This window comes from Holdemania filiformis (genome assembly GCF_003459085.1).
In the GTDB taxonomy this organism is placed as follows: domain Bacteria; phylum Bacillota_I; class Bacilli_A; order Erysipelotrichales; family Erysipelotrichaceae; genus Holdemania; species Holdemania filiformis.
Map to the genome: position 1 here is coordinate 288,353 of NZ_QRUP01000001.1, position 21,685 is coordinate 310,037.

Consider the following 21,685-nt stretch of genomic DNA (forward strand, 5'->3'; position numbering starts at 1 on the left):
AAGATATTGTTGGGTATCTCAAGATGTGTCATTCGATTTTGCCGATAAAGCGGTAGAAGATTTCCACTTCCTGTTCCCGGCTTCCGTCCTCACTTTTGACCGCTTCATGGACAAGGATTTTTTCAATCAGCGTATTCAGAAGTTCAGCCGTCAATTCTGTGGGATTGACATACTGTTTCATCAGACCTATCCACTTTTCAGCGTCAACCGCTGTCTGGGCGGCGGTCTCCATCGCTTCGTGAAGCCGTTCAATTTTTACGTCCAATTCTCGCTGTTCGCCCTGATACTTTTCGGACAGCATATTGAAATTGTATTCTGTAATGCGTCCGGCAGACCAGTCCTCATACATTTTTGCAAACAGGGTGTCTACTTCTGCTTTGCGCTTTTCCGCCTTTTTCAGTTCGGCTGTCTGCCGCTTCCTTGCAGTATTGCGTTCCTTGTCGCTGGCGTTAAGTAGCCGTTTCAGAAGTTTGTCCCCATCCTGCTGTGCCAGCACAGACCAGTATTGCAGACGGGAAAGGACATAGGCGTAAAGCACATCATAGCGGATATAGTGCATGGAACACTGGTGCAATCCTTGCCCGTACTTGCTACAATGGTAGTGGGCATAGGGATTTTTGTTCTGGCTGTTCATACCATAGGCCAGCGACCAGCCGCAGTCCGCACATTTTACCAGCCCGGAAAATATCTGTGTTGTGCCGTTCTTCTGCCGTCTGCGCCTGTTGCAAATCTGCTCCTGTACTTGACGGAACACATCTTCGGAAATAATCGCTTCGTGGGTGTTCTCCACACGATACCATTCCTCTTTTGGCTTGCGTACTTTCTTCTTGTTTTTGAATGAAATGTTGGTCTGCTTATTGTGGACGCTGTGTCCGATATAGGTTTCCTCTTTCAGAATACTTTTCACCTGCGCTATCGTCCACGCATAGGCTTTTTCCTCCGGCGCTCCGGCATAGATATTTGCGAAAGTGCCGTATCTCTGGAAATTCAGCCAGCCGGGAGTAGGTACTTTTTCTTCGACCAAAATCCGTGTAATGCTGGCGGCTCCCCGGCCATGAACGGCAAGGTCAAAAATCTTTTCGATAATCCACCTTGTTTCCGGGTCAATCAGAAGATGGCCTTTCTTATCTGGGTCTTTGACATAGCCAAGCGGAGCATAGGCTCCATAGTGTGCGCCATTTGCGAACCGTGTCCGCATGGCCGCCTTTACCTTTTTGCTGGTCTGGCGGGCGTGCATTTCATTCAGAATGTTGAGGAATGGGGCAAGCTCATTCTCTCCGTTGATGGTGTCCACATTGTCATTGACAGCGATATAGCGGACGCCTTTGCTGGGAAAGTAGATTTCCGTGTACTGGCCGGTCAGAATGTAGTTTCTGCCTAAGCGGGATAAATCCTTCGTAACAACGCAGTTGATTTTCCCGTCCTCAATGTCATCAATCATTCTCTGAAAATCCGGCCTGTCAAAGTTCGTTCCAGACCATCCATCGTCGATATATTCATCTATGACATTCAGGCCATGCTCGGCGGCATATTGCCGGAGCATCATGCGTTGTGTCTGAATACTCCCGCTTTCTCCTTGCAGTTCATCGTCCCGGCTCAATCTCATATAAAGCGCCGTGTTGTAAATCGTAGTATTGTAAGGTTGTTTCACCGTAAAAATCCTCCTTCTAAAGAAACAACCCACGCTTACAATACTTTTGCTCTATGGCAATTATATCATAAGCGTGGGCGTGTTATCAATGATGGGCTATCAGGTTGAAGCGGCTTTTTCTGCGGTATGCCGCACCACATCTACAATCAGATCACCGAGGGGCTTCCCGCCTGCGGCGAAGTGTTCGGAGATTTTTATACGGTTGTTCCCACATACAAAATACTGCGTGCCGTTCTCTGCTTGTATAACCTGCCCTGTTCGGGGTGTAAAAATATCGCTTTCACTTTTTGCCATCCAGTGTCCTCCATATTCAGTTTTCAAGGTACAATGCCGCACAGAGGCGGCGAAAATTTCTGCTTATATCTATCACCTTTCCTTTACCGTGTGCCGCTGCTGACGTTTCAGTTCCGCCAGTATATCCGGCGGGATACGGTCAACCAGCCGCTGTAAATTGTCCAGTTCGCTTTTCAGCTTTGCCCGTTCCATCGTATCTTTCATCTTTCCTTTTTCGCTGGCCTTTGCCCTTGCTTCCAACTTCTCATTCTCCGCCAGCAGGTCATTGATTGTGACCTTGTACTTTTTCAACTGCCCGGAGAAATTCTCCATCTGCGGGAACCACTTTTTCAGCATGGAGAGGGCTTCCTCTTTTTTCTTTCCGGCGTTCAGCGGGTTAATGCCGTCCAGTGTGGCTTCAATGGCTCTTGCCTGCCGGGAGAGGGAAACCGCCTGTTTGAAAAGCCGGGTGGGGATATGCTTCCGGCCTGTCCTGCTGGCGCTCTCCCCACGCTCCAAGTCAGGATATTTCTCCACCATATAGGCGTGAAAATCGTCCTGCCACTTCGTCAGGTTTGCCCGGTTGCCGATAATCTCCTTTGCACACAGGCGGTTGTCCTTTGTCAGCGGAACAAAGGTCAAATGCAGGTGGGGCGTTTTCTCGTCCATGTGTACCACCGCCGACACGATATTTTCCCGTCCTACCCGGCCAATGAGGAAGTCCGCCGCCCTCTGGAAAAACGCCTGTATCTCCTTTGGGGATTTCCCCTTGAAAAACTCCGGGCTGGCAGTTACCAGCGTATCGACAAACCGTGTGCTGTCCTTGCGGGTTCGGCACCCGGCCTGTTCAATGCGGTTTTGAATGAAATGATAGTACCTGCCCTCTGGCTTGACGATATGAAAGTTGTACTTGCTCCGGCTTGTGTCAATGTCGGGGTTGCTGGCGTATTGTTCTTTCTGTCTTTCGTGATGGGCTTCCAGCGGCCTTGCCGGGTTGCCCTTGTGCTTCTCAAACCGCAAAATTGCGTGTTGTGCCATTCTGCTCCTTTCCCCATTCCTTTCCTATCCGGGGTTTTCCACAGGGAAAATCCCGCAGAAATTAGCTCGGATAGGATTGGAATGGATAGAATATAAATAAATCTTTTTAATCTTTGTATTTCTATATACCGTCCGGTTTTCGTACTTCCGGGGAGTGATTTCCTCACTTCATAAGTACGGTTTTCAGCCCTCCGGCGTACCAGAACCGGATTTCTTGAAGTCGGTGTTTGGAACCGCTTCATAGGATTTTGGGAAAATGCGGTTGGGTTTTCCACAGCCCTGCTTCTGGATCTCCACCAGCCCGGCGTATTGCAGTTCCCGCAGGGTGTTTACCGCTTTCTGCCGCCCACAGTGGAGCAGGTCAACCACCTCGCAGATGGGATAGTACAGATAAATCCGTCCGCAATCATCCGCCCACCCATTCTTGCGGGATAACTCTGTCCGGCGCAGGATAAAGGCGTACAGAACCTTTGCCTCGTTGGACAAGGGCTTGAATGTGGGGGCTTCAAAGAGGAAATTCGGGAGCCGGGTGAAGCTGAACGCCTTTTCCGGCTGATGGATATAGATGGTATTTGTCATAGTGCGTTTTGTGGACGGTTAGAAGCCCGTTTTCCGGGGCGGGCGATACTTTATACCACCAGCCCCGGTTTGGGGCTTGCGAAGCCTGATAAATCAAGGCTTTTTTCGCTCCTAACTGTCCACAGCAGACCTCCTTTTCCGTTCACTTTCTGTTTTCTGCCGCCTGTGAACTCTGGCGGCACAGCCGGGGCAGTATTTTGCCCGGTTGGATTTGGGGACGAACACACCGCCGCAGACCTCACAGCGTTTCAAGTCCTTATCCCGGAAAATCTCCGCTTCCAGCGTCCCGTCCAGCGGCAAGACCGCCCAGCGGAACCACTTACAGCAGACCGAGAAAGAAATCGTCTGCGGACAGGTGCAGGTGTCCCCATCGTCAAGGACAATGCAGTTGCCGTCCTCACAGCAACAGCACTCCCGGCGTATCAGGCTGGCCGCCTGTTTTCTCTGCGCCGGGGTCATGCGGTAAAGGGAACCGTCCGGCCTGCGTTCCAGCGGCGGCAAGTCTTTATAGGGGTTATCTCTCATGCGTTCCCTCCATTTTGCTTTCCGTTGCCGTTCTCCCCGAAAAGGTTTCCTGCCCCATTCCTGCGGCGTGTTCCGGCGTTGGCACGCTCCTCGCAACTTCGGGACATTTTGTCCCGAAGTCCGACTCCTTGCGGTGCTTCCCCAGCCGGGGTATTCCTTTTCGGACGGTCATTCTGTTTTCAAGGTGCCGTCCATCGATGAACTACCCTAAGTCTACACGAAAAAAATGCAATTCCCGGAATATTGCGAGAATTGCATTTTGATGAAGTTTACACTTTGGAAATTGCATTTTTGCAATCATTCTGTATAATGGAAGTATGCGGAGGAGGTGCGTATCTATGGCTTTACCCGGAACGCCCGGACAGCGGATTTCCGATTTATGCAACGGGAACCACATCACACAAAAGGAACTTGCGGAGAAGATAGGCGTTTCCGCTTCCCAGTTGAGCCGCATTGTCAGCGGCGAAACAAGAACGGTCAGCAGTGATATTCTCATAGGTGTGGCAAAGGAATTTAAGGTATCGACAGACTACATACTGGGCTTGTCTACCGTGAGCGTTCGTAAAAGCTACGATATTTCTGAATTAGGCTTGTCCGAGGGAGCCGTGAGGGGGCTTGTGACGGGTGCTGTTGATGTGCAAATCCTCAACCGCCTGTTGGAACACAGGAATTTTCCTAAGCTGATAGATTTGATACGGATTTATTTTCAGGATACGGCGGCAAAGGGCATAACAGCAAGAAACCAGCTTATCGAGATGGCAACGGCTTCCCTGTCCGACCTGATGAAAGAACACCCGGAACACCGGGCAGAAGCGAAGCAGGATTTACAGCTTTTGAACGCCCAAAAGATAGGGGAACATGAAGCGGAGATTGAAAAAATCAAAAATGTGTTCCTGGCTATCCTGCGGGACATTAAGAAAGACATTGACAACGGGGAACAGCCGGGAGAAGCTGTGACCGCCGCTATGTTCCAAGCCATGCGGGACGCACTGGCGGAACAGAAACAAAAACCACTTTCCATTGACGATGTAACGGCGATGATAGCTGGACAGATCGGACAGCTTACACCGATGGATAAAGAAACTGTTGAAATGTTCCAGCAGTTTGCGAAGAAGATGATTGAGCAGGCAGGAACAAAGTGATAAATTTGAATTGTGAGGGAAAATACAGATGAATCAAGGAAGAATTATTGTGATTACAGGCTCACCGGGGACAGGAAAAACAACAACTGCGTCAATTGTCGCAAAGGAATCAGATATGGATAAATCAGTGCATATGCACACCGATGACTTTTTTCATTACTTAAGCAAAGGCGCAATACCACCACATTTGCCAGAATCCAACGAGCAAAATCTGGTTGTCATTGAAGCCTTTTTAGAAGCTGCAAAGCGATATGCTCGTGGCGGATATGATGTAATTGTAGATGGGATTGTCGGGCCATGGTTTTTGGAGCCATGGAAAGCTCTTGCCCAAGAAGATTACGAGGTACACTATATTGTATTAAGAGCGAGTAAAAAAGAAACTATGAAGCGAGCTGTGGAACGCTCAAAATTAGATAGAAAAACAAATATTGAATTAGTGGAAACAATGTGGGAGCAATTTTCCGGTTTGGGAGTATATGAATCAAATGTCATAGACACAACTACATTCACAATTAAAGATACGGTTTCCGCAATAAAAGAAAGAGTTGCATGTGGGACGTCTTTACTATCTTAGACATTCCCATTTGTCAGGAAGATAGCAAAGCCAGCCGAGCCAGTCAACGGTCAAGATGAACGGCGCATTTCATGCGCCGCCGTTGACAGTCCCGCCCGTCTTTGCTAAAGGGTAATCAAGGCGGGAAAGCCCTAAAATGGCTTCACACCTATTTCAATAATTGGAGGAGATAAAAATGAGATCAGAAAAGGAAGTTTATGATATTGTTTTGAATTTTGCAAAAACAGACAAACGCATTCGCATGGTTACTTTGGAAGGATCTAGAACAAATACAAATATTCCGCCTGATGATTTTCAGGATTTTGATATTACTTTTTTTGTTACGGATATGGACAGCTTCACAAGTGATGATAAATGGCTAGATATATTTGGTGAAAGGTTGATTCTGCAAAAGCCGGAAGATATGGAATTATTTCCAGCTGTAGAAAAGGGATTTTCATATTTAATGCTGTTTACTGATGATGTTAAGATAGATTTAACTTTGCTGCCGCTGGAACTGATAGACGAGTATTTTACATGGGATAAACTGGTAAAGTTACTGTTGGATAAAGACAACCGTATCGTAAAGCCGCCAATACCAACGGATATAGACTACCACTTGCAGAAGCCTACTCAAAGAATGTTTGACGATTGCTGTAATGAATTTTGGAATACTACAACATATGTAGTAAAGGGCTTATGCCGCAAAGAAATTCTTTTTGCTATTGACCATATGAATGATATAGTACGAAAAGAATTGCTTCGCATGATTTCCTGGCTGATTGGTATCAAACAGGGATTTCATTTCAGTTTGGGAAAAAACTATAAATTTATGAAGCAATATGTCCCAGAGGAATTGTGGGAACGACTTATGTCCACTTATAATATGGATTCCTATCCCCATATGTGGGAATCCTTTGAACAATGTATGGCATTGTTCCGGGAGGTTTCGTCAGAAGTGGCATGCCAGTTGGATTACCAGTATCCACTATATGATGAAAAAATCAGTAATTATGTGATTCGGCAAAAGAAAAAATATGGCATTGAAGATGATAACAAATAAAATTTTTTCAATCGAAAAAATTTATTTTGATTATTCAATTTTGAAAAACTGAATACCTCAAAATCAGAAAGAGAGCGGCCAAGCACTTTGAGGGATTGGCCGCCTTGTCCACCCATCCAGCGGGACAGCGGGCGGAGGTCAAGGCCGGGTGTAAACCCGTTCATTTCAGCCTTGACGGTTGCCCGTTGTCCTGCTACTTTTCCGGGAGTGTGGCCACAACTTCGGGACACTTTGTCCACAAGTTGGAGCGTAGGACGAGGAACTGGGGCTTTCATATACGCCCTGTCTGCTGATGAGTCCAGACCTGCGCTTGCGGCTCCACGCCACGCAAGCACAGCCCTGTTTTCCTGCCGCTTCAAATGCCCTTGCCCTCCCCGGCGGCAACGGCATTTTCACGGCAACGCCGGCAGAGCGTATAACACACTACACTTTGCTTCGCAAAGTCGTGTGCCAAATGGGGGCGTTGCCCCCTTTGGAAACCCCCACAAGAAAAGGCGGTACGCTACCCCTCCACGGGGCGCATACCGCCTTTTCTTGTTATCCAGCCCTCCGGCTGTATCGGTTGAGCAAAAGTCCGCGTGGGATTGATGTGGTATCTTTAACTTTGGGAAACTCCGGTTTCCCATTTCGACACCGCTTTATCGGTAATCCCCAAGATCTCGGCCAGCTGACTCTGTGTCCAGCCTTTCTCTTTCCGGCAGAGGGCGATGAAACCGCCGATTTTCATCTGATCCATAAATCTGACCTCGCTTTCCTCGTTTTCATTGTACCGCGAAGCGTCAAAAGGAACACCTACCCGCGGTAGAGTTGACCGGTCTTCGCCTGTTTTCAGCCTTCGCCGCGTCGATTAGGGATAAAAACAATGGGATTTCTGACAAAAACCGTCTTCTGATCCGAGATTTGCAGCCTCTGCGCAAGAAAACCGCTTTTGTCAAAAAGAAAGGAGAGCCTGCGCCCTCCTCTCACAAATTGAAAATCAGCTTATTTCTGAACTGCTTCGTCAACGACGATTTCGCCAGACTTGATCTTCGCTAATGCGTCTTCCATCGCCTTAACGATTTCATCAGACAGGTTCGGGTTTTCCTTCGGGAAGCCGATGCCGTCATTGCTTGCGTCAAAGACCATCGTTCCGCCCTGGAATGTGCCGTTCTTGACCTGTTCTGCGAAATAGTAAGCCGCTGTATCCACCCGCTTCAGCGCAGAAGTCAGAACTGCGGATGTGCCGTCAGACATCAGACCTGCGTCATACTGGTCGGAGTCAACGCCGATCGCCCAAACGTCTTCGCCAGCTTCACGACGGTCCTTCGCTTCTTTAATCAGACCGTTGCCCGTTGCGCCCGCCGCATGGAAAATAACATACGCGCCGTCATTGTACTGCTTCTGAGCCAAGGTTGAGCCTTTGCCCGGATCGTCAAAGGCATTGGCATAGTCCGTCAGCACTTCGATCGCCGGATCGACGCTGGCAACACCCTGCTTGTAGCCTGCTTCAAAACGTTCGATGATCGGGTTTTCAACGCCGCCGATAAATCCGACTTTCGTTTTGCCCGCTTCTTTTGCCTTCATGGCTGCGGCAACGCCGACCAAATAAGAAGGCTGCTGCTCTTTAAAGACTGCAGAAGCAACGTTTGGTTTGTCAACTTCCGTATCGATGATAACGAACTTCTGATCCGGATACAGATCGGCAACTTCTTTCATCGCATCTTCAAACAGGAAGCCCGGAGCTTCAATCAGATCTTTCTTCTGATCCGCGAAGGTGCTCAGGTTCGGGATGTAATCCGCATCGGCCGAGGACTGCAGGTAGCCGTAGCAATCTTCGCTCATCTTGTTGTCTTCCGCGAATTTAACTACGCCTTCCCAAGTGCCCTGGTTGAAGGACTTGTCGTCGATACCGCCTAAGTCGGTAACTAATCCGATGGTAATCGTGCAGCCAGTGTTTTCACCGTCTGTGTTTGCGTCAGCGCTTGGTGTCGGTGTGGCAGTTCCTCCGCCATTGTTGGAACAGCCGGCAACCATCAGCAGCGCTAAAGCAAAGGTCAGCAATTTTTTCATTTTTCTTTCCCTCCATTGCTTTGTGCAAGCTATGCTTACAATATAATATTAGACTTTCAAAATGCCATTTGTCAACTTAACCCGGCGTTTTCTTCGGACAATTCCGACAAATGAAGAAAAAAACCAGATTTGATTCTGAAAATGATCAATTCTGGTTTCACATGTGATTTTTTAGTTTTCTTCCTCGTCGTCCTGGACGTCCGTTTTTTTAATGTAAACGTCTCTTGGCTTCGAGCCCTGAACCGGACCGATAATGCCGCGTTCTTCCAAGACGTCGATCAGCCGGGCCGCCCGGTTATATCCGATTCCGAACCTTCGCTGCAAGAGCGACGTCGACGCTTTCTGCGTTTCGATGACGTAGTCCTTCACTTCCTCGTACAGCGGATCGTCCTGAGCGGAGACCACGGCTGTGCTCTCATTGTTATCAACGCCTTCCAGACGGATAAACGCATCCTCGTAGCGCGGCTTCATCTGCGCGGAAACGAAGTCGGTGATCCGCTTGACCTCCTCGTCGGTAACATAGACGCCCTGCAAGCGCACCGGACTCGGTTCGCCGATCGGGAAATAAAGCATATCGCCGTTGCCCAGCAGACGTTCCGCCCCGACATGATCGAGAATCGTCCGGGAATCGATGCCGCTGGAAACGGAGAAGGCGATCCGGCTTGGAATGTTGGCCTTGATGATGCCGGTGATGACATCCGTCGACGGCCGCTGCGTCGCAACGATCAGATGAATGCCGGCCGCGCGCGCCAGCTGCGTGATCCGCTGGATGCTCATTTCCACTTCCTTGCCGGCCACCGCCATCAAGTCCGCCAATTCGTCGATGATCACGACGATGAACGGCATCGGCTGCAGGTTCGGCTGTGGTTCTTTAGCGATTTTCTCGTTGTAGCCGGCGATGTTGCGCACGCCGACCTGAGCGAAAACCTCGTAGCGGTTTTCCATCATCATGACGATGACCTTCAACGCCCGGGCCGCCTCGGCGCCGTCGGAAATCACCGGACCGATCAGATGCGGGATCTCGCGGTAAGGCGTGAATTCCACCTTCTTCGGATCGACTAAAAGCAGCTTTACCTCATCCGGCGAAGTCCGCATCAACAGCGAGGTGATGATCGTATTCATACAAACCGACTTGCCGCTGCCGGTCGCGCCGGCGATCAACAGATGCGGCATTTTATCCAGCTGGCAGAAAATGCCTTTCCCCATTAAATCCTTGCCCAGCGCCAGAAGCAGCTTCTTGTCTTTTTTATCATCCGGCAGCTGACGCATCAGCTCCAGCATTTTGACCGGTGTCGTTTCGACGTTCGGAATTTCGATGCCGACGGCGTTGCGGCCGGGAATCGGTGCTTCAATCCGGATATCGCGGGCTGCCAGCTCCATTTTCAAATTGTCGGAAATCGCGTTGATCTTCGATACCTTGACATTGGAATCCGGGCGGATTTCAAATTTAGTGACCGCCGGACCGATATGCGTCGCGACCAGCTGCGCGTTGATGCCGAAATTGCCCAGCACCTCAATCAGCTTCTTGCCTTTGATCGACGCGGCGTTCTGGTTCAGCACCGAGCGTGACTTGGCCTGGATTTCATCGAGCATCGTCAAGGCCGGCAGCTTGTAGTCGACCGCTCCCGCACCGCTGCCCACGGACACCACCTTCGGCAGTTCCTCGACAGCCGGTTTCTCTTTTTCCTCTTTTTTCTTTTCTTTCTTCACGACCGGTGACGGCAGTTCTTCTTCCGCTGCCGGTTCGTCGTCCGGAGTTAAGAAAATCGATTTCTTCTTCTTTTTGCCCAGCTCCACTGTGCCGATCACCTTCCGCTCTTCCGCGGCCACTTCCAGCGAATCGCTTTCCGTTTCGCGTTTTGAACGTTTCGGCTTCGGCTTTTTCTCACGATGCAAAGCTCCGGTGAGCGACTGCCACAGCGACACATAGACCTCGGTCTTGATCATCAGCAGCGCCGCCAGCGCCAGCAGCGCGAAAATCACCAGCACCGTGCCGGTGCGGGCAAACAACAGCGAGCTGAGCGAATACAACAATGCACCCAGCACGCCGCCCTGGGCTGCGACGGTCGAAGGCGAGCTGAAATGCTCACCGGTATGGGAAAGATACTCGCTGAAAACCTTAAAACCGGTCAGCTGCGGATCCTGAGGGATGGCCGACCACAAAATCATCGCGATTAACACCGCGCCGATCGCGATCAGCGTCTTTACGGAGAAAACGGGAAACTTCTGTCCAAATAAGACAGCCAGCCCCCCGAGTAAACACAGCCCGTAGACGACTCCGTAATACGTTCCGAACAAATACCGCGTGATCGTGGTCAGAAACTGACCGACGATGCCTAACTGCAGCGCCGCGATCAGCGTCACGGTGATCGCCGCCAACGCGATCACATAACGCAGGATTTCCGAATCCACGGTATTCTTATTGCTTTTTTTCTTCTTCTGCTTCGTTTTCGCCACGGATCATCATCTCCTATTCCGTGACATTGATTTCGACAATCGCCGGTAAAATCATCGGACGCTTGCCGGTTTCCTTCAAGACATATTTCACGATCCGGTCTTTGGCTTCCATCCGCACCGCCATATTCTCATAGCGTTTTTCCTTGACGGCGTCCTCGACCGTGCGTTCGATGATATTGCCGATCTCCTTGACGATGTGATCGGCGTCCTTCAGATAGATCACACCGCGGCTCTGCACATCCGGTCCGCCGATGACCTCTTTCGTTTTGTGATTGACGACGATGCCGACGATGATCGCGCCGTCCGTCGATAAAATCTCCCGGTCGCGCAGCACCATGCCGCTGACGTCGAGATTCTCGTTGCCGTCGATCAAAACATCTTCCAGCGTCAGCTGATCCGCCGTCGACTTGAGTACGCCGTCGACAAACTTGGCGATCTGCCCGTTGTCCAGCACGAGAATCTTATCCGCGTGATAGCCCATGTTCAGCGCGATGTTGGCGTTGGACACCAGCTGCCGGTATTCGCCCTTGATCGGCATGTAATAGGTCGGCTTAAACAGGTAAAGCATCATTTTCAGATCTTCGATCGACGCGTGCATGGAATACACCTTGCGCCGGTCCAGCGTCACGACGCGGACATTTTCCTTATACAGCTCATTTTCCATATTCGTCGCTTCACGTTCTGTTCCCGGCACCACCGGCGAGGCGATGACGACGGTATCCTGGCCGTTCAGCCGCAGCATCGCGTCTTCGCCCAGCGCAACCTTGTGCATTCGCCGGAACACATGATCGCCTGATCCGGACACGATCACCACGACGTCTTTCAATTCGTTGGTAAACTTGGATTTCGGGATTTCCAGACCGATCGGCATGCGGTAATAGCCCATCTTTTCGACAGCCTTTAAAATCGCGCGCAGATCGTCGTCATAGAAAATAACCTTGCGGTTGTATTTGTTCGCCAGTTCGATAATCTCGATGATCCGGTATAAATTCTGATGATAGGTCGTAATGATAATCCGGCCTTCCGCATCTTCAAACGCTGGTTCGACAAACTCCGTGATCCGGTGATGCGGCGCCGAATGGCCTTCGCGGTCCGCGCCCACCGACTCGGTCATCAACGCCAGCACGCCGCGCTTGCCAATCTCCGCCAAAGCGGTGATATCGCAGGAAAAGGCGTCGTTATGAATATCGTAGTCGACGATGTATTCGCTCGTGTAGACGATCGCACCCTGCGGCGTTTCGATCGACAGGCCGAAGCCGTCGGCGATCGACTGGGTCATGCCGAACGTGCGGATCGGAATGCCGGCGATCTTAAAGCTGGAATTGCGCTTGACGCGGTGTACGCGGATCTCGCGCAGTCCTTCCTTTTTCAGCATTTCTTCGATCAGCATCGCGGTTAACGGCGTCGAATAGACCGGCGCTTTGACATGCCGGAGCAGATTCGGCAGCGCCGCCATGACGTCGTCATGACCATGCGAAATGAAAATCGCCTGAATCCGGTGTTGGTTCTCAATTAAATATTTAAAGTCCGGAATGATCCGTTCGATCCCTAACTGATCGGTGGATTCCGGATATTTTAAGCCCGCTTCAATGACAAAAATGGATTCGCCGACTTCAACCACATACATGTTTTTGCCGTCTTCATCCAGCCCGCCTAAAGCGAACAGACGTACTTGATCCATGAAAATTCCTCCTATGATGTTTTCTTTATTATACCCTGTCCAACGTTCCCTGACAACCGCGCACAGCACAGGAAAAACGCTTTCAATCGTTGAAAAGCGCTTGTCCAGGCGGTTTTGGTCAATCATGATACGGCCCAACAGGGATAGCTTCGTGGGTAAACTATATCATACCCCGGTCTGGATTTCAATCTTTTTCCATGAACGATCAGGTCCCGTTTCCCCCTGCGACGGCCGGCTCCAGAAAAAAGCAGACAAAAAACCGCGGCGGATTTTCTTCAGGAAAATGCGGCTGCGGTTCTGGAATGGGACGTTAAGCGATTTCCGGTTCAGGCTGCTCAACCTTTTCGCCGTTGAGCGACCAGGAATGAATTTCGGTGATCCGGACCTGAACGAGATCGCCCGGCTCGGCATGCTCAGCAGTGAAGTTGACCAGCTTGTTCGTCTCGCTGTAGCCGCTGTAAACCTGATCATTTTTCTTGGATGGTCCGTCGACCAGCACAGTCACGATCCGGCCCAGATACGGCTCGTTATTGCGATGGGCATAAAACGCGATCTTTTCATTGAGCTGCTGCAGACGGCGGCTTTTAACCTCGGCCGGCACGTTGTCCTGCATCCGCGCGGCCGGCGTGCCCTCGCGGGGAGAGTAGATGAACGTGAAGGCGCCGTCGTACTGGCATTCGTCGACCAGGCTCAGCGTCATCTCAAATTGTTCCTCCGTTTCGTTCGGGAAGCCGACGATGATGTCGGTGGTGAACGAGCAGCCCGGAATCCGGTCTTTAATCTTATGGAACAGCGTTAAATACTCTTCGCGGGTATAACGCCGGCCCATGATCTTAAGCATTTCGCTGCTTCCGGACTGCACCGGCAGATGAATCGCGGGCATGATGTTGTCATAGCTGGCGATCACGTCGATCATCTCATCCGTAAAATCCCATGGATGGCTGGTCGTAAAGCGCACCCGCTCGACGCCGATTTCCGCGGTATCGCGAAGCAGCTGGGCAAAACCGTAGCCGCTGGCGCGGTCCTTGCCGTAGGCGTTGACGTTCTGGCCCAACAGGGTGATCTCCTTATAGCCCTGCGCTTTGAGTTCGCGCACCTCCGCCAGCACGTCTTCGGGATCACGCGAACGTTCTTTGCCGCGGGTATACGGCACGATGCAGTAGGTACAGAACTTGTCGCAGCCGTACATAATGTTGACCCACGCCTTATGCTTGCCAAAGCGGCGGACCGGCAGGTTTTCAATGACTTCGCCTTCCTTGGAGAAGATTTCGACCGTCCGCTCATGGCTCAGCATGGCCTGCGTCAACAGCTGCGGCAGACGATGCAGATTATGCGTACCGAAGATCAGATCGACCTGATGATATTTCTTCAGAATCAGATCGACGATGTCTTCTTCCTGCGCCATGCAGCCGCAGACCGCGAAAATCAGATCGGGATTTTCCCGCTTCATCCGCTTCAGCGCCCCCAGCTGGCCGATGACTTTATCTTCAGCGTTTTTGCGCACCGCGCACGTGTTCAAAAGAATCAGATCGGCGTCCGTTTCCTCCAGTGCCGCCGTAAAGCCCATCGCTTCAAGAATACCGGCGATCGTTTCCGAATCGCGTTCATTCGCCTGACAACCATAGGTATGGATATAATAACGCCGGCCGACACCCAGACTGCGCGCCTGCGGATCCAGGGCAAACAGTGAACGTTCGATCGCCGCCTCCTGCGGTGTCCGTATTTGCGCCGCCTTCAGCGACGGCAGCTTCCAGTCTTTTTTCATAGGCCTCTCCTTGTCTTTTTCATAACGCGTTTCATTATATCAAAAAGAAGGCTTTTTGTCGCCTTCTTTCTGTTGCTCTGCTTATTTCAGGATGGAATTACTGCGAAATGGCAGAAACTGGGCAGGTCGAAACGCAGGCACCGCAATCGATGCATGTTCCTTCGTCAACACCCGCTTTTCCATCGTCCTGTAATGCAATGGCTCCTACCGGGCAAACTCCTGCGCATGCGCCACAGCCGATGCATGTATCTTTATCTACTTTTGCTGGCATTGTTTCATCCTCCTTTATGTTACCTATTATATCATGGTTGCTTTTTTTCAACAATAAGTTTTATCGCCGTTCTGGGCTGGCCGTCGATCACGATATCCATAAATGCCGGAACGCAGAACAGCTCCAGACCGATCGGCGCCACGAAGCCGCGCGCGATTGCGACCGCCTTGATCGCCTGGTTTATCGCGCCGGCGCCGATCGTATCGACTTCGACCCGATCGTTCTCTTTTAATAAGTTGGCTAGCGCGCCCGCGACCGAATTCGGATTGGATTTCGTTGATACTTTTAATATTTCCATAAAATACCCCTTTCTTCTAACAGGATATGTGAGAAAAAAGGGGTTTATGTTAAGGTCTGATCTGAATCCGTTCGATACGCGTAGCGCGGCCGGTGATTTCGTCGATTTCCGCCCACACGCCGCATAACATCGCCGGTCCTTCCGCAACCGTATACCGGGTTTTGATCTGGTACAGCGTGCGTTCGATGACTTCCCGCTTATCGCGGCCGAGGATGCTGTCGAAAGCACCGCACATGCCGGCGTCGCTGATGTACGCACAGCCCCGCATCAGCTGCTCATCGGCGGTCTGAACGTGGGTGTGCGTGCCGACGATCATGACGCACCGATCGGCGAACACCTGCGCAAACGTTTCCTTTTCGCCGGTGGTTTCACCATGGAAATCCACAAACCACAGATCAGCCAAGGTCCGGTTCAGGATCTCGCTCATGCACTCAAACGGGCTGCGCACGACGTTGTCCATGAACACCTCGCCGCACAGATTGACCATGCCGATCCGCTTTCCGTTGACCCTGGCGATGCGCACGCCCTCGCCCAGCTCAACCGGAGCCAGGTTGACCGGCCGGATCAGACGGTCGGCTTCCTGAATAAACATTTTCAATTCACTTTTGGAAAACGTATGGTTGCCCATCGTAATGTAGTCAGCTCCGCAGCCCAGCAGCTGATAATAAATCTTTTTGGTGATGCCTTTGCCATGGGCGGCATTCTCGCCGTTGACGATCGTCAGGTCCGGACAGATCTTTTCTTTTAAAGCAGGCAGGTGCTGCTGGAGCATCTGCCTGCCTGGGGAACCGACGATATCGCCGATAAATAAAATTCGCATTATTTCGCTAATTCGCTGGCGCGGGTTTCTCGAATGACGGTGACCTTGATCTGTCCAGGATAGGTCAGCTCGGCTTCGATCTTATCTTTAATATCGCGCGCTACGCGATGGCACGCCACGTCGTCGATCTTATCCGGAACGACCATGACGCGGATTTCGCGTCCGGCCTGAATCGCATACGTCTTGTCGACGCCTTCAAATCCGTTGGCGATCGCTTCCAGCTGTTCAAGCCGGTTGATATAGTTTTCAAAGCTTTCAAACCGGGCGCCCGGACGAGCTGCGCTCAACGCGTCCGCCGCGGCGACGAGATTGGAGATCAGCGTCGTCGGTTCAACTTCGCCGTGGTGCGAATGAATCGCGTTGATGACGACGGCGTTTTCACCGTGCTTCTTCGCGACCTTCACGCCCAGCTCGACATGGCTGCCGTCCATTTCAAAGTCCAGCGCCTTGCCGATATCGTGCAGTAAGCCCGCGCGCTTGGCCAGCGTCTGGTTCAAGCCCAGTTCCGCGGCCATCATGCCGGACAGGTAAGCCACTTCCATGCTGTGCTGCAGGACGTTCTGTCCATAGCTGTAACGGAACCGCAGGCGGCCCAGCAGTCTGACCAGCTCTTTGTCGATCCGGCCGATCTGCAGCTTGAACACCGCGTCCTCGCCGGTTTTCATAATCGTATCGTTGAGTTCGTTGGTCACCTTGCGGACGACGTCCTCGATCCGGCCCGGCTGAATGCGGCCGTCGCGGATCAGCGTTTCCAACGCCTGCCGCGCGATTTCGCGGCGGATCGGATCGAAGCAGGATACCGTAATCGTTTCCGGCGTGTCGTCGATGATCAAATCGACGCCGGTCGCCTGTTCGATCGCCTTGATGTTGCGGCCCTCGCGGCCGATGATCCGGCCCTTCATTTCCTCGGAAGGCAGACCGACGACGGAAACCGTCCGTTCAATCGTTTCTTCCTGAGCATAACGCTGAATCGCCAGCGCGATGATATTGCGGGCGGAATCCGAAGCTTTAGACCGTGCCTCATCTTCCCGTTCGCGGATATAAACGCTGACCTCTTTATCCATTTTCTTTTCGACGGCGTCCATCAATTCCTTTTTGGCGTCGTCGGCGCTCATCGATGCAATGCGTTCCAATTCGACAATCTGATTGTCGATCTTGGCCTGCAGCTGACTTTCCATCTTCTCCAGTACATTCAGTTTATCCGTGATCTGGCTGTTTTTGTTTTCAATCTGTTTTTCTTTCGCCGTTAAGGTTTCATCACGAAAATTCAGGTTATCTTCCCGACGCGTCAGTTTATTTTCTTTATCCTGAAGCTCTTGTTTTCTTTCCTTAACCTCTTTCTCAGCGGCCAGCTTCAGCTCGTACGCCTGCGTACGGCCGTCCAGCACAGCCTGTCGGACTAAGTTCTCAGATTTAATTTGTGCCTCTTCTAACAGCAATTTTGCCTTTTGCTGATCACGATTTAAGCCCAGCCGGGATGTGATCACCATGATGATGACACCGACAGCTAAACCCCCAATACCAGATAAAATGGACAAAACAAGTGAATTCATCATACCTTATTTCCTCCATTATCAGTTGTGTAGAGTTGTGACTCCTTTATAATAATACCTAATTTTAACCGTTTTCACAATAACAAAGCACGGTTTTTCCAGAATTTCTTTCTTTTTCATCGGCTTTTACATTACTTTTCCGACGGTTTTATCCTTCAAAAAGGAAGCCCTTACACCCCAATCCACCCGCGCACGCCCGTAACGAAGCGTTTTTTTTCAGCATGACGAAAAAAAGAACAAGCCTAAGCTTGTTCTTCAGTCGGCGTTTCTTCCTCGTCGCCGTGAAAGAGTTTATGTTTGATTTTAGCGGTGATTTCCTCATCCAGCTGCGGATTGGCTTTTAAGAATGCCCGCACCGCTTCACGGCCCTGCCCGATCTTCTCCCCGTTATAGGAGAACCAGGCCCCGCTCTTGTTAATAATTTCAAACGATTCGCCCAGGCTGACAACTTCGCCGATATGCGAAATTCCCTCGCCGTACATGATTTCGATCGCCGCAACCTTAAACGGCGGCGCGACCTTGTTTTTCACAACCTTGACGTTGACTTTGTTGCCAACGATTTCCGAACCATTTTTAATTGCTTCGCTGCGGCGCACGTCCAAGCGCACTGAAGAATAGAACTTCAGGGCCCGGCCGCCCGGCGTCGTTTCCGGATTTCCGAACATGATGCCGACCTTTTCACGAAGCTGGTTGATAAAGATCGCGGTGCACTGGCTGCGGTTCATAACGCCGGCCAGCTTCCGCATGGCCTTCGACATCAAACGGGCCTGCAGACCAACCTGGGAATCGCCCATTTCGCCATCCAGTTCCGCCTGCGGAACTAAAGCCGCAACCGAGTCGATGACGATCAGATCGATCGCCCCGCTCTTGATCAGCATTTCGGTGATTTCCAGCGCCTGTTCCCCGCTGTCCGGCTGGGATAAGATCAGATCGTCGATCTTGACGCCCAGATTCTTCGCGTACATCGGGTCGATCGCGTTTTCCGCGTCGATAAACGCCGCTCGGCCGCCGGCTTTCTGGCACTCGGCGATCGCGTGCAGCGCCAGTGTCGTTTTACCGGAGGATTCCGGTCCGTAGATCTCGATAATCCGGCCTTTCGGATAGCCGCCGATGCCCAGCGCGTAGTCGATCGCAATCGAACCGCTGCTGATGGCGTCGATGTCGACGTTGGCCCGGTCGCCCAGTTTCATAATGGACCCCTTGCCGTATTGCTTCTCGATCTGTTTGAGTGTGTCCTGGAGTAGTGCGTCTTTATTCTTCTCTTTTTCTGCCATAGCTGTCCCTCCGCTACTCTTTATATACGCAAATTTTTTAAAAATCCTTTTTATTTTACCAAATCTGTCGTAAAAATGTCGAACTTCGCTCCACAACCCTCTGAACGATCTGTTCGCGCACTTCCTGGCGGGTCCCGGTTAACAGGTCGGTCGCCGTCCAGGTTTGACCGGGAACATGAATCGCCGTGCAGATCATCCCGGCCGGCTTGTCCTCCATGACGTCCGGTCCGGCGTTGCCGGTAAAGGCCACCGCCATATCGCAGTCCATCAACAGCGCGCACTGCTCCGCCATCGCTTTGGCTGTCGGCTCGCTGATGACGCCGTATTGATCGATAATCGCCGGATCGACATGCACGACGTCGATCTTCATCGCCGTCCAATAGGTCACGACGGCCCCCTTAAAGAAAGCGGATACGCCCGGCACTTCCGTCAGCTTACTGGCAAACAATCCGCCCGTACAGCTTTCACAGCTGCACAGCGTCCAGCCCCGTTGCCGAACCAGCGCCGCCAGTTCCGCCATACTACTTGCTTTCAAAAATGTACTCCTTCATCTGATTAAAGTAGGAAATTCCACTGGCCAGCGACGTGAACGCCGCAAACCACAATAAGAAATCCGAAACCGGCAGACGATACAGCTCAAACGGCAGATTATTCAATAAAATTGTAATGATCGAAAGCATCTGCACGACGGTTTTCAGCTTACCGAGATATCCCGCCGCCATGACGACGCCGCTGCTTGAGGCAATCATGCGGATGCCGTCCACAATCGTGTCGCGGGCAACCATAATCAGCACCGGCACAACAGGAATCGTGCCCTGCGCTGCAAATAAAATATACATCGTCGTGACTAACAGCTTATCGGCGATCGGATCGGCAAATTTACCGAAGGTTGTGACCAGATTGTTCTTCCGCGCCAGGTAGCCGTCCAGAAAGTCCGTAAAGCTGGCAACGCAGAACAGCACAAGCATGACGATATTCACCGCCGAAAGCGTCACGAAGCCAAACTGCAGCAGCGGAATCTCAATCCCGAACTGAGAATAAGGAAAGATCGCGATCAAAATGATGACCGGAATCATGATGATCCGCATCACGGTTAAACGATTAGGTAAATTCATAGCTTATTCTCCTTTCAGAATAAAGTTGATCTTCTGGCCGCTGGTTTTCGCCGCGATCCCGGCGTCCAGCGTTACCGCCTCGCCGTTGATCGTAATCGTGTTGTTTTTGACGATTCCAAAGTGAATCGTTATCTTTAAATCCTGGGACGCCGTGCGGGTGATCTCCATCACGTCGTTGGCATGATAGGTTGTGCTTGCCGGATTGTCGGTCGCAACGTCGTTTTCCAGCACCCGGATCCAAGTATCCTGCGCAAACGTAACGGCGATTGTAAAGCTTTCCTGCGCCTTCCATCCACGCACCTCATACGTCGAAGGATCGTTAGCCGCCATCGTCACCGTCAGCGCGGACGGCTGGTCGATCACATCCGGCGTGTCCGCCGGTGTCTGCGAAGGTGTCGGCGTGACGTCGGCCGTCGGGAAGCTGTCCGGCTTCGGTTCCGATTTAAACCAGTTCGGCACTGTCTTAAACAGCACGACGCTCAGACAGACGAGCATCACCGCGATCACCGCTAATAAGGAAATCAGCGAGTAATCAATCTTTTTCTTCTCTTTTTTCAACGTGCCTGAGGCCTTGTTGATCTTCTTTTCAATATTCGACTGCATTTCTTCCCGGTCATGAATGGCTTTTAAGCTCATCGTTTCGGTGAACTGATCCAGATCCTGACTCAGCTGATCGCGCAGCGGATCAAAATCCAGATACAGCGCCTGGCAATAGAACCGGACAAAATACCGGACATAGGAAAGGTCATCCTTAAAGAACTCCAGATCCCCATCCTCCAGCGCTTTGAGCTGAGCGACGGAAATCCGCGTTTTATTGCTCATTTCCTCAAGAGTGTAGCCGAGTTCTTCCCGGCGTTTTTTCAATGTAGCACCAATTTCTTTCATTCTGCTGCACCTCTTTTTTTCATATCAGAACAATTATATCAAGTGTTGTTCTAATTGTAAAACAAGAACTCGCTGAAAGCGGTCGACAAAGCGTCACGTTTGTCAAACCGAGGTGAATGGAACCGACTTTTGTCGGACAAACTCACTATAGCACAAAGATGAATTATTTTCAAGTTCAACCTTAATCGGTTTTCCTCCCCAAGAATCCGCAACTGAGTTCCTTCTTTCTTGATGAAGAATTTTCTGCATTCCAATTCCAGTTTCGAGTTCCATTTCTTTGCTTCCGCTGAAAATAGAATAAAAGGAGCTGATCGCTCAGCTCCCGGCCTTCTATCGTGTAAGCCATGTTCTGTTCCCGATCCCTGCGGACCGGGCGGCAACCATTTATCTCCGTCCTTGCGGACGGCTTCCGCGCCTTTCATTTCAGGTCTGGAAGTTCCCCTACCAAATTTGGGTTTCTCGCTTGCGGGGTTTATCGCGTTCCACTTTCCGGGTTTCCCCGGAAACTCCGTCACTGTGACACTGTTACAGACGTCCGCCATAGTTCAAACGAACCTTAGGGTTTCGTCAGCCGTCAGCCTTGCGGCTGCCCGGTCTTATTGATTGGGCCGGCGCAAACACTACAATCATCGCAGATTGTGCGAGCATGGACTTTCCTCTAGCTTTGGTCAAGCCAGCGATTGCCCGGATAGA

22 protein-coding genes and 1 other RNA gene are annotated in these 21,685 nt (G+C 51.2%); 3 read left to right on the forward strand and 20 right to left on the reverse strand.

Annotation, left to right across the window (positions count from 1 at the left end; genetic code table 11):
- Positions 1 to 28: 28 nt before the first annotated feature.
- From DWY25_RS01440 to DWY25_RS01465, 5 genes are all read right to left on the reverse strand, one after another.
- Positions 29 to 1,651, reverse strand: coding sequence for a recombinase family protein (locus tag DWY25_RS01440; protein WP_002334812.1), 1,623 nt, complete (start codon positions 1,649 to 1,651; stop codon positions 29 to 31).
- Positions 1,652 to 1,750: 99 nt separating this feature from the next.
- Positions 1,751 to 1,945: a hypothetical protein gene (locus DWY25_RS01445; RefSeq protein WP_002334813.1), complete on the reverse strand. Its 195-nt coding sequence runs from the start codon at positions 1,943 to 1,945 to the stop codon at positions 1,751 to 1,753.
- A 72-nt stretch (positions 1,946 to 2,017) separates the two neighbouring features.
- Positions 2,018 to 2,962: a MobV family relaxase gene (gene mobV, locus DWY25_RS01450; RefSeq protein ID WP_002334814.1), complete on the reverse strand. Its 945-nt coding sequence runs from the start codon at positions 2,960 to 2,962 to the stop codon at positions 2,018 to 2,020.
- Between the two features lie 183 nt (positions 2,963 to 3,145).
- Entirely contained in the window at positions 3,146 to 3,541 is a 396-nt protein-coding gene (locus DWY25_RS01460; protein WP_002588752.1) for a replication initiator protein A, read from the reverse strand.
- 111 nt (positions 3,542 to 3,652) lie between these two features.
- A complete protein-coding gene (locus DWY25_RS01465) occupies positions 3,653 to 4,066 on the reverse strand; it encodes a cysteine-rich VLP domain-containing protein (protein WP_002588751.1) in 414 nt (137 codons plus the stop codon).
- A gap of 338 nt (positions 4,067 to 4,404) precedes the next feature.
- Between DWY25_RS01465 and DWY25_RS01475 the strand changes: the two genes are divergently transcribed.
- From DWY25_RS01475 to DWY25_RS01485, 3 genes are all read left to right on the forward strand, one after another.
- Complete coding sequence (locus DWY25_RS01475; protein WP_002334816.1) at positions 4,405 to 5,208, forward strand: helix-turn-helix domain-containing protein; 804 nt, start codon at positions 4,405 to 4,407, stop codon at positions 5,206 to 5,208.
- A 28-nt stretch (positions 5,209 to 5,236) separates the two neighbouring features.
- Entirely contained in the window at positions 5,237 to 5,782 is a 546-nt protein-coding gene (locus DWY25_RS01480; protein WP_001071501.1) for a P-loop nucleotide/nucleoside kinase family protein, read from the forward strand.
- 175 nt (positions 5,783 to 5,957) lie between these two features.
- On the forward strand, positions 5,958 to 6,824 hold the full coding sequence (locus tag DWY25_RS01485) for an aminoglycoside 6-adenylyltransferase AadE (protein WP_001255868.1): 867 nt from the start codon (positions 5,958 to 5,960) through the stop codon (positions 6,822 to 6,824).
- Here DWY25_RS01485 and DWY25_RS01490 read toward each other — a convergent pair.
- The 15 genes from DWY25_RS01490 to rnpB form a co-directional block, all read right to left on the reverse strand.
- The gene (locus tag DWY25_RS01490) at positions 6,773 to 7,183 is read right to left on the reverse strand and encodes a hypothetical protein (protein WP_002334817.1); all 411 of its coding nucleotides are present in this window, start codon (positions 7,181 to 7,183) and stop codon (positions 6,773 to 6,775) included. The two genes, DWY25_RS01485 and DWY25_RS01490, sit on opposite strands and share 52 nt — an antisense overlap.
- Before the next feature lie 239 nt (positions 7,184 to 7,422).
- Positions 7,423 to 7,560 carry a helix-turn-helix domain-containing protein gene (locus DWY25_RS01500; RefSeq protein ID WP_244925902.1) on the reverse strand — a complete coding sequence of 46 codons (138 nt, stop codon included), beginning with the start codon at positions 7,558 to 7,560 and terminating at the stop codon, positions 7,423 to 7,425.
- Between the two features lie 245 nt (positions 7,561 to 7,805).
- Positions 7,806 to 8,873 (reverse strand): BMP family ABC transporter substrate-binding protein, encoded by a 1,068-nt coding sequence (locus DWY25_RS01505; RefSeq protein ID WP_117892788.1) that lies wholly within the window; start codon positions 8,871 to 8,873, stop codon positions 7,806 to 7,808.
- 171 nt (positions 8,874 to 9,044) lie between these two features.
- A complete protein-coding gene (locus tag DWY25_RS01510) occupies positions 9,045 to 11,330 on the reverse strand; it encodes a DNA translocase FtsK (RefSeq protein ID WP_117892791.1) in 2,286 nt (761 codons plus the stop codon).
- A 13-nt stretch (positions 11,331 to 11,343) separates the two neighbouring features.
- A complete protein-coding gene (locus DWY25_RS01515; RefSeq protein WP_117892794.1) occupies positions 11,344 to 13,011 on the reverse strand; it encodes a ribonuclease J in 1,668 nt (555 codons plus the stop codon).
- Positions 13,012 to 13,321: 310 nt separating this feature from the next.
- On the reverse strand, positions 13,322 to 14,776 hold the full coding sequence (gene miaB / locus DWY25_RS01520) for a tRNA (N6-isopentenyl adenosine(37)-C2)-methylthiotransferase MiaB (protein ID WP_117892797.1): 1,455 nt from the start codon (positions 14,774 to 14,776) through the stop codon (positions 13,322 to 13,324).
- A 97-nt stretch (positions 14,777 to 14,873) separates the two neighbouring features.
- Entirely contained in the window at positions 14,874 to 15,047 is a 174-nt protein-coding gene (locus tag DWY25_RS01525; RefSeq protein ID WP_006060856.1) for a 4Fe-4S binding protein, read from the reverse strand.
- Positions 15,048 to 15,078: 31 nt separating this feature from the next.
- Positions 15,079 to 15,345, reverse strand: coding sequence for a stage V sporulation protein S (locus DWY25_RS01530; RefSeq protein WP_006060855.1), 267 nt, complete (start codon positions 15,343 to 15,345; stop codon positions 15,079 to 15,081).
- Positions 15,346 to 15,394: 49 nt separating this feature from the next.
- Positions 15,395 to 16,165 (reverse strand): TIGR00282 family metallophosphoesterase, encoded by a 771-nt coding sequence (locus tag DWY25_RS01535; protein WP_117892800.1) that lies wholly within the window; start codon positions 16,163 to 16,165, stop codon positions 15,395 to 15,397.
- Positions 16,165 to 17,721: a ribonuclease Y gene (rny, locus tag DWY25_RS01540; RefSeq protein ID WP_006060853.1), complete on the reverse strand. Its 1,557-nt coding sequence runs from the start codon at positions 17,719 to 17,721 to the stop codon at positions 16,165 to 16,167. Before rny ends, DWY25_RS01535 begins: the two co-directional genes overlap by 1 nt.
- 239 nt (positions 17,722 to 17,960) lie before the next feature.
- On the reverse strand, positions 17,961 to 18,992 hold the full coding sequence (gene recA, locus DWY25_RS01545) for a recombinase RecA (protein WP_117892803.1): 1,032 nt from the start codon (positions 18,990 to 18,992) through the stop codon (positions 17,961 to 17,963).
- 55 nt (positions 18,993 to 19,047) lie between these two features.
- Positions 19,048 to 19,527, reverse strand: a complete 480-nt coding sequence (locus tag DWY25_RS01550) for a CinA family protein (protein ID WP_244925903.1) — start codon at positions 19,525 to 19,527, stop codon at positions 19,048 to 19,050.
- Positions 19,514 to 20,107, reverse strand: a complete 594-nt coding sequence (gene pgsA, locus DWY25_RS01555) for a CDP-diacylglycerol--glycerol-3-phosphate 3-phosphatidyltransferase (RefSeq protein WP_117892809.1) — start codon at positions 20,105 to 20,107, stop codon at positions 19,514 to 19,516. Before pgsA ends, DWY25_RS01550 begins: the two co-directional genes overlap by 14 nt.
- A 3-nt stretch (positions 20,108 to 20,110) precedes the next feature.
- Positions 20,111 to 20,992, reverse strand: a complete 882-nt coding sequence (locus tag DWY25_RS01560) for a helix-turn-helix domain-containing protein (RefSeq protein ID WP_006060849.1) — start codon at positions 20,990 to 20,992, stop codon at positions 20,111 to 20,113.
- A gap of 333 nt (positions 20,993 to 21,325) precedes the next feature.
- An RNA gene (gene rnpB, locus DWY25_RS01565) (RNase P RNA component class B) lies at positions 21,326 to 21,684 on the reverse strand.
- Position 21,685: the final 1 nt, after the last annotated feature.

Excerpts from the sequence above, each read along its gene's own strand:
- DWY25_RS01445 (WP_002334813.1), bottom strand. The coding sequence starts at position 1,945 with ATGGCAAAAAGTGAAAGCGATATTTTTACACCCCGAACAGGGCAGGTT.
- mobV (WP_002334814.1), bottom strand. The coding sequence starts at position 2,962 with ATGGCACAACACGCAATTTTGCGGTTTGAGAAGCACAAGGGCAACCCG.
- DWY25_RS01460 (WP_002588752.1), bottom strand. The coding sequence starts at position 3,541 with ATGACAAATACCATCTATATCCATCAGCCGGAAAAGGCGTTCAGCTTC.
- DWY25_RS01465 (WP_002588751.1), bottom strand. The coding sequence starts at position 4,066 with ATGAGAGATAACCCCTATAAAGACTTGCCGCCGCTGGAACGCAGGCCG.
- DWY25_RS01475 (WP_002334816.1), top strand. The coding sequence starts at position 4,405 with ATGGCTTTACCCGGAACGCCCGGACAGCGGATTTCCGATTTATGCAAC.
- DWY25_RS01480 (WP_001071501.1), top strand. The coding sequence starts at position 5,237 with ATGAATCAAGGAAGAATTATTGTGATTACAGGCTCACCGGGGACAGGA.
- DWY25_RS01485 (WP_001255868.1), top strand. The coding sequence starts at position 5,958 with ATGAGATCAGAAAAGGAAGTTTATGATATTGTTTTGAATTTTGCAAAA.
- DWY25_RS01500 (WP_244925902.1), bottom strand. The coding sequence starts at position 7,560 with ATGGATCAGATGAAAATCGGCGGTTTCATCGCCCTCTGCCGGAAAGAG.
- DWY25_RS01505 (WP_117892788.1), bottom strand. The coding sequence starts at position 8,873 with ATGAAAAAATTGCTGACCTTTGCTTTAGCGCTGCTGATGGTTGCCGGC.
- DWY25_RS01515 (WP_117892794.1), bottom strand. The coding sequence starts at position 13,011 with ATGGATCAAGTACGTCTGTTCGCTTTAGGCGGGCTGGATGAAGACGGC.
- miaB (WP_117892797.1), bottom strand. The coding sequence starts at position 14,776 with ATGAAAAAAGACTGGAAGCTGCCGTCGCTGAAGGCGGCGCAAATACGG.
- DWY25_RS01525 (WP_006060856.1), bottom strand. The coding sequence starts at position 15,047 with ATGCCAGCAAAAGTAGATAAAGATACATGCATCGGCTGTGGCGCATGC.
- DWY25_RS01530 (WP_006060855.1), bottom strand. The coding sequence starts at position 15,345 with ATGGAAATATTAAAAGTATCAACGAAATCCAATCCGAATTCGGTCGCG.
- DWY25_RS01535 (WP_117892800.1), bottom strand. The coding sequence starts at position 16,165 with ATGCGAATTTTATTTATCGGCGATATCGTCGGTTCCCCAGGCAGGCAG.
- rny (WP_006060853.1), bottom strand. The coding sequence starts at position 17,721 with ATGATGAATTCACTTGTTTTGTCCATTTTATCTGGTATTGGGGGTTTA.
- recA (WP_117892803.1), bottom strand. The coding sequence starts at position 18,992 with ATGGCAGAAAAAGAGAAGAATAAAGACGCACTACTCCAGGACACACTC.
- pgsA (WP_117892809.1), bottom strand. The coding sequence starts at position 20,107 with ATGAATTTACCTAATCGTTTAACCGTGATGCGGATCATCATGATTCCG.
- DWY25_RS01560 (WP_006060849.1), bottom strand. The coding sequence starts at position 20,992 with ATGAAAGAAATTGGTGCTACATTGAAAAAACGCCGGGAAGAACTCGGC.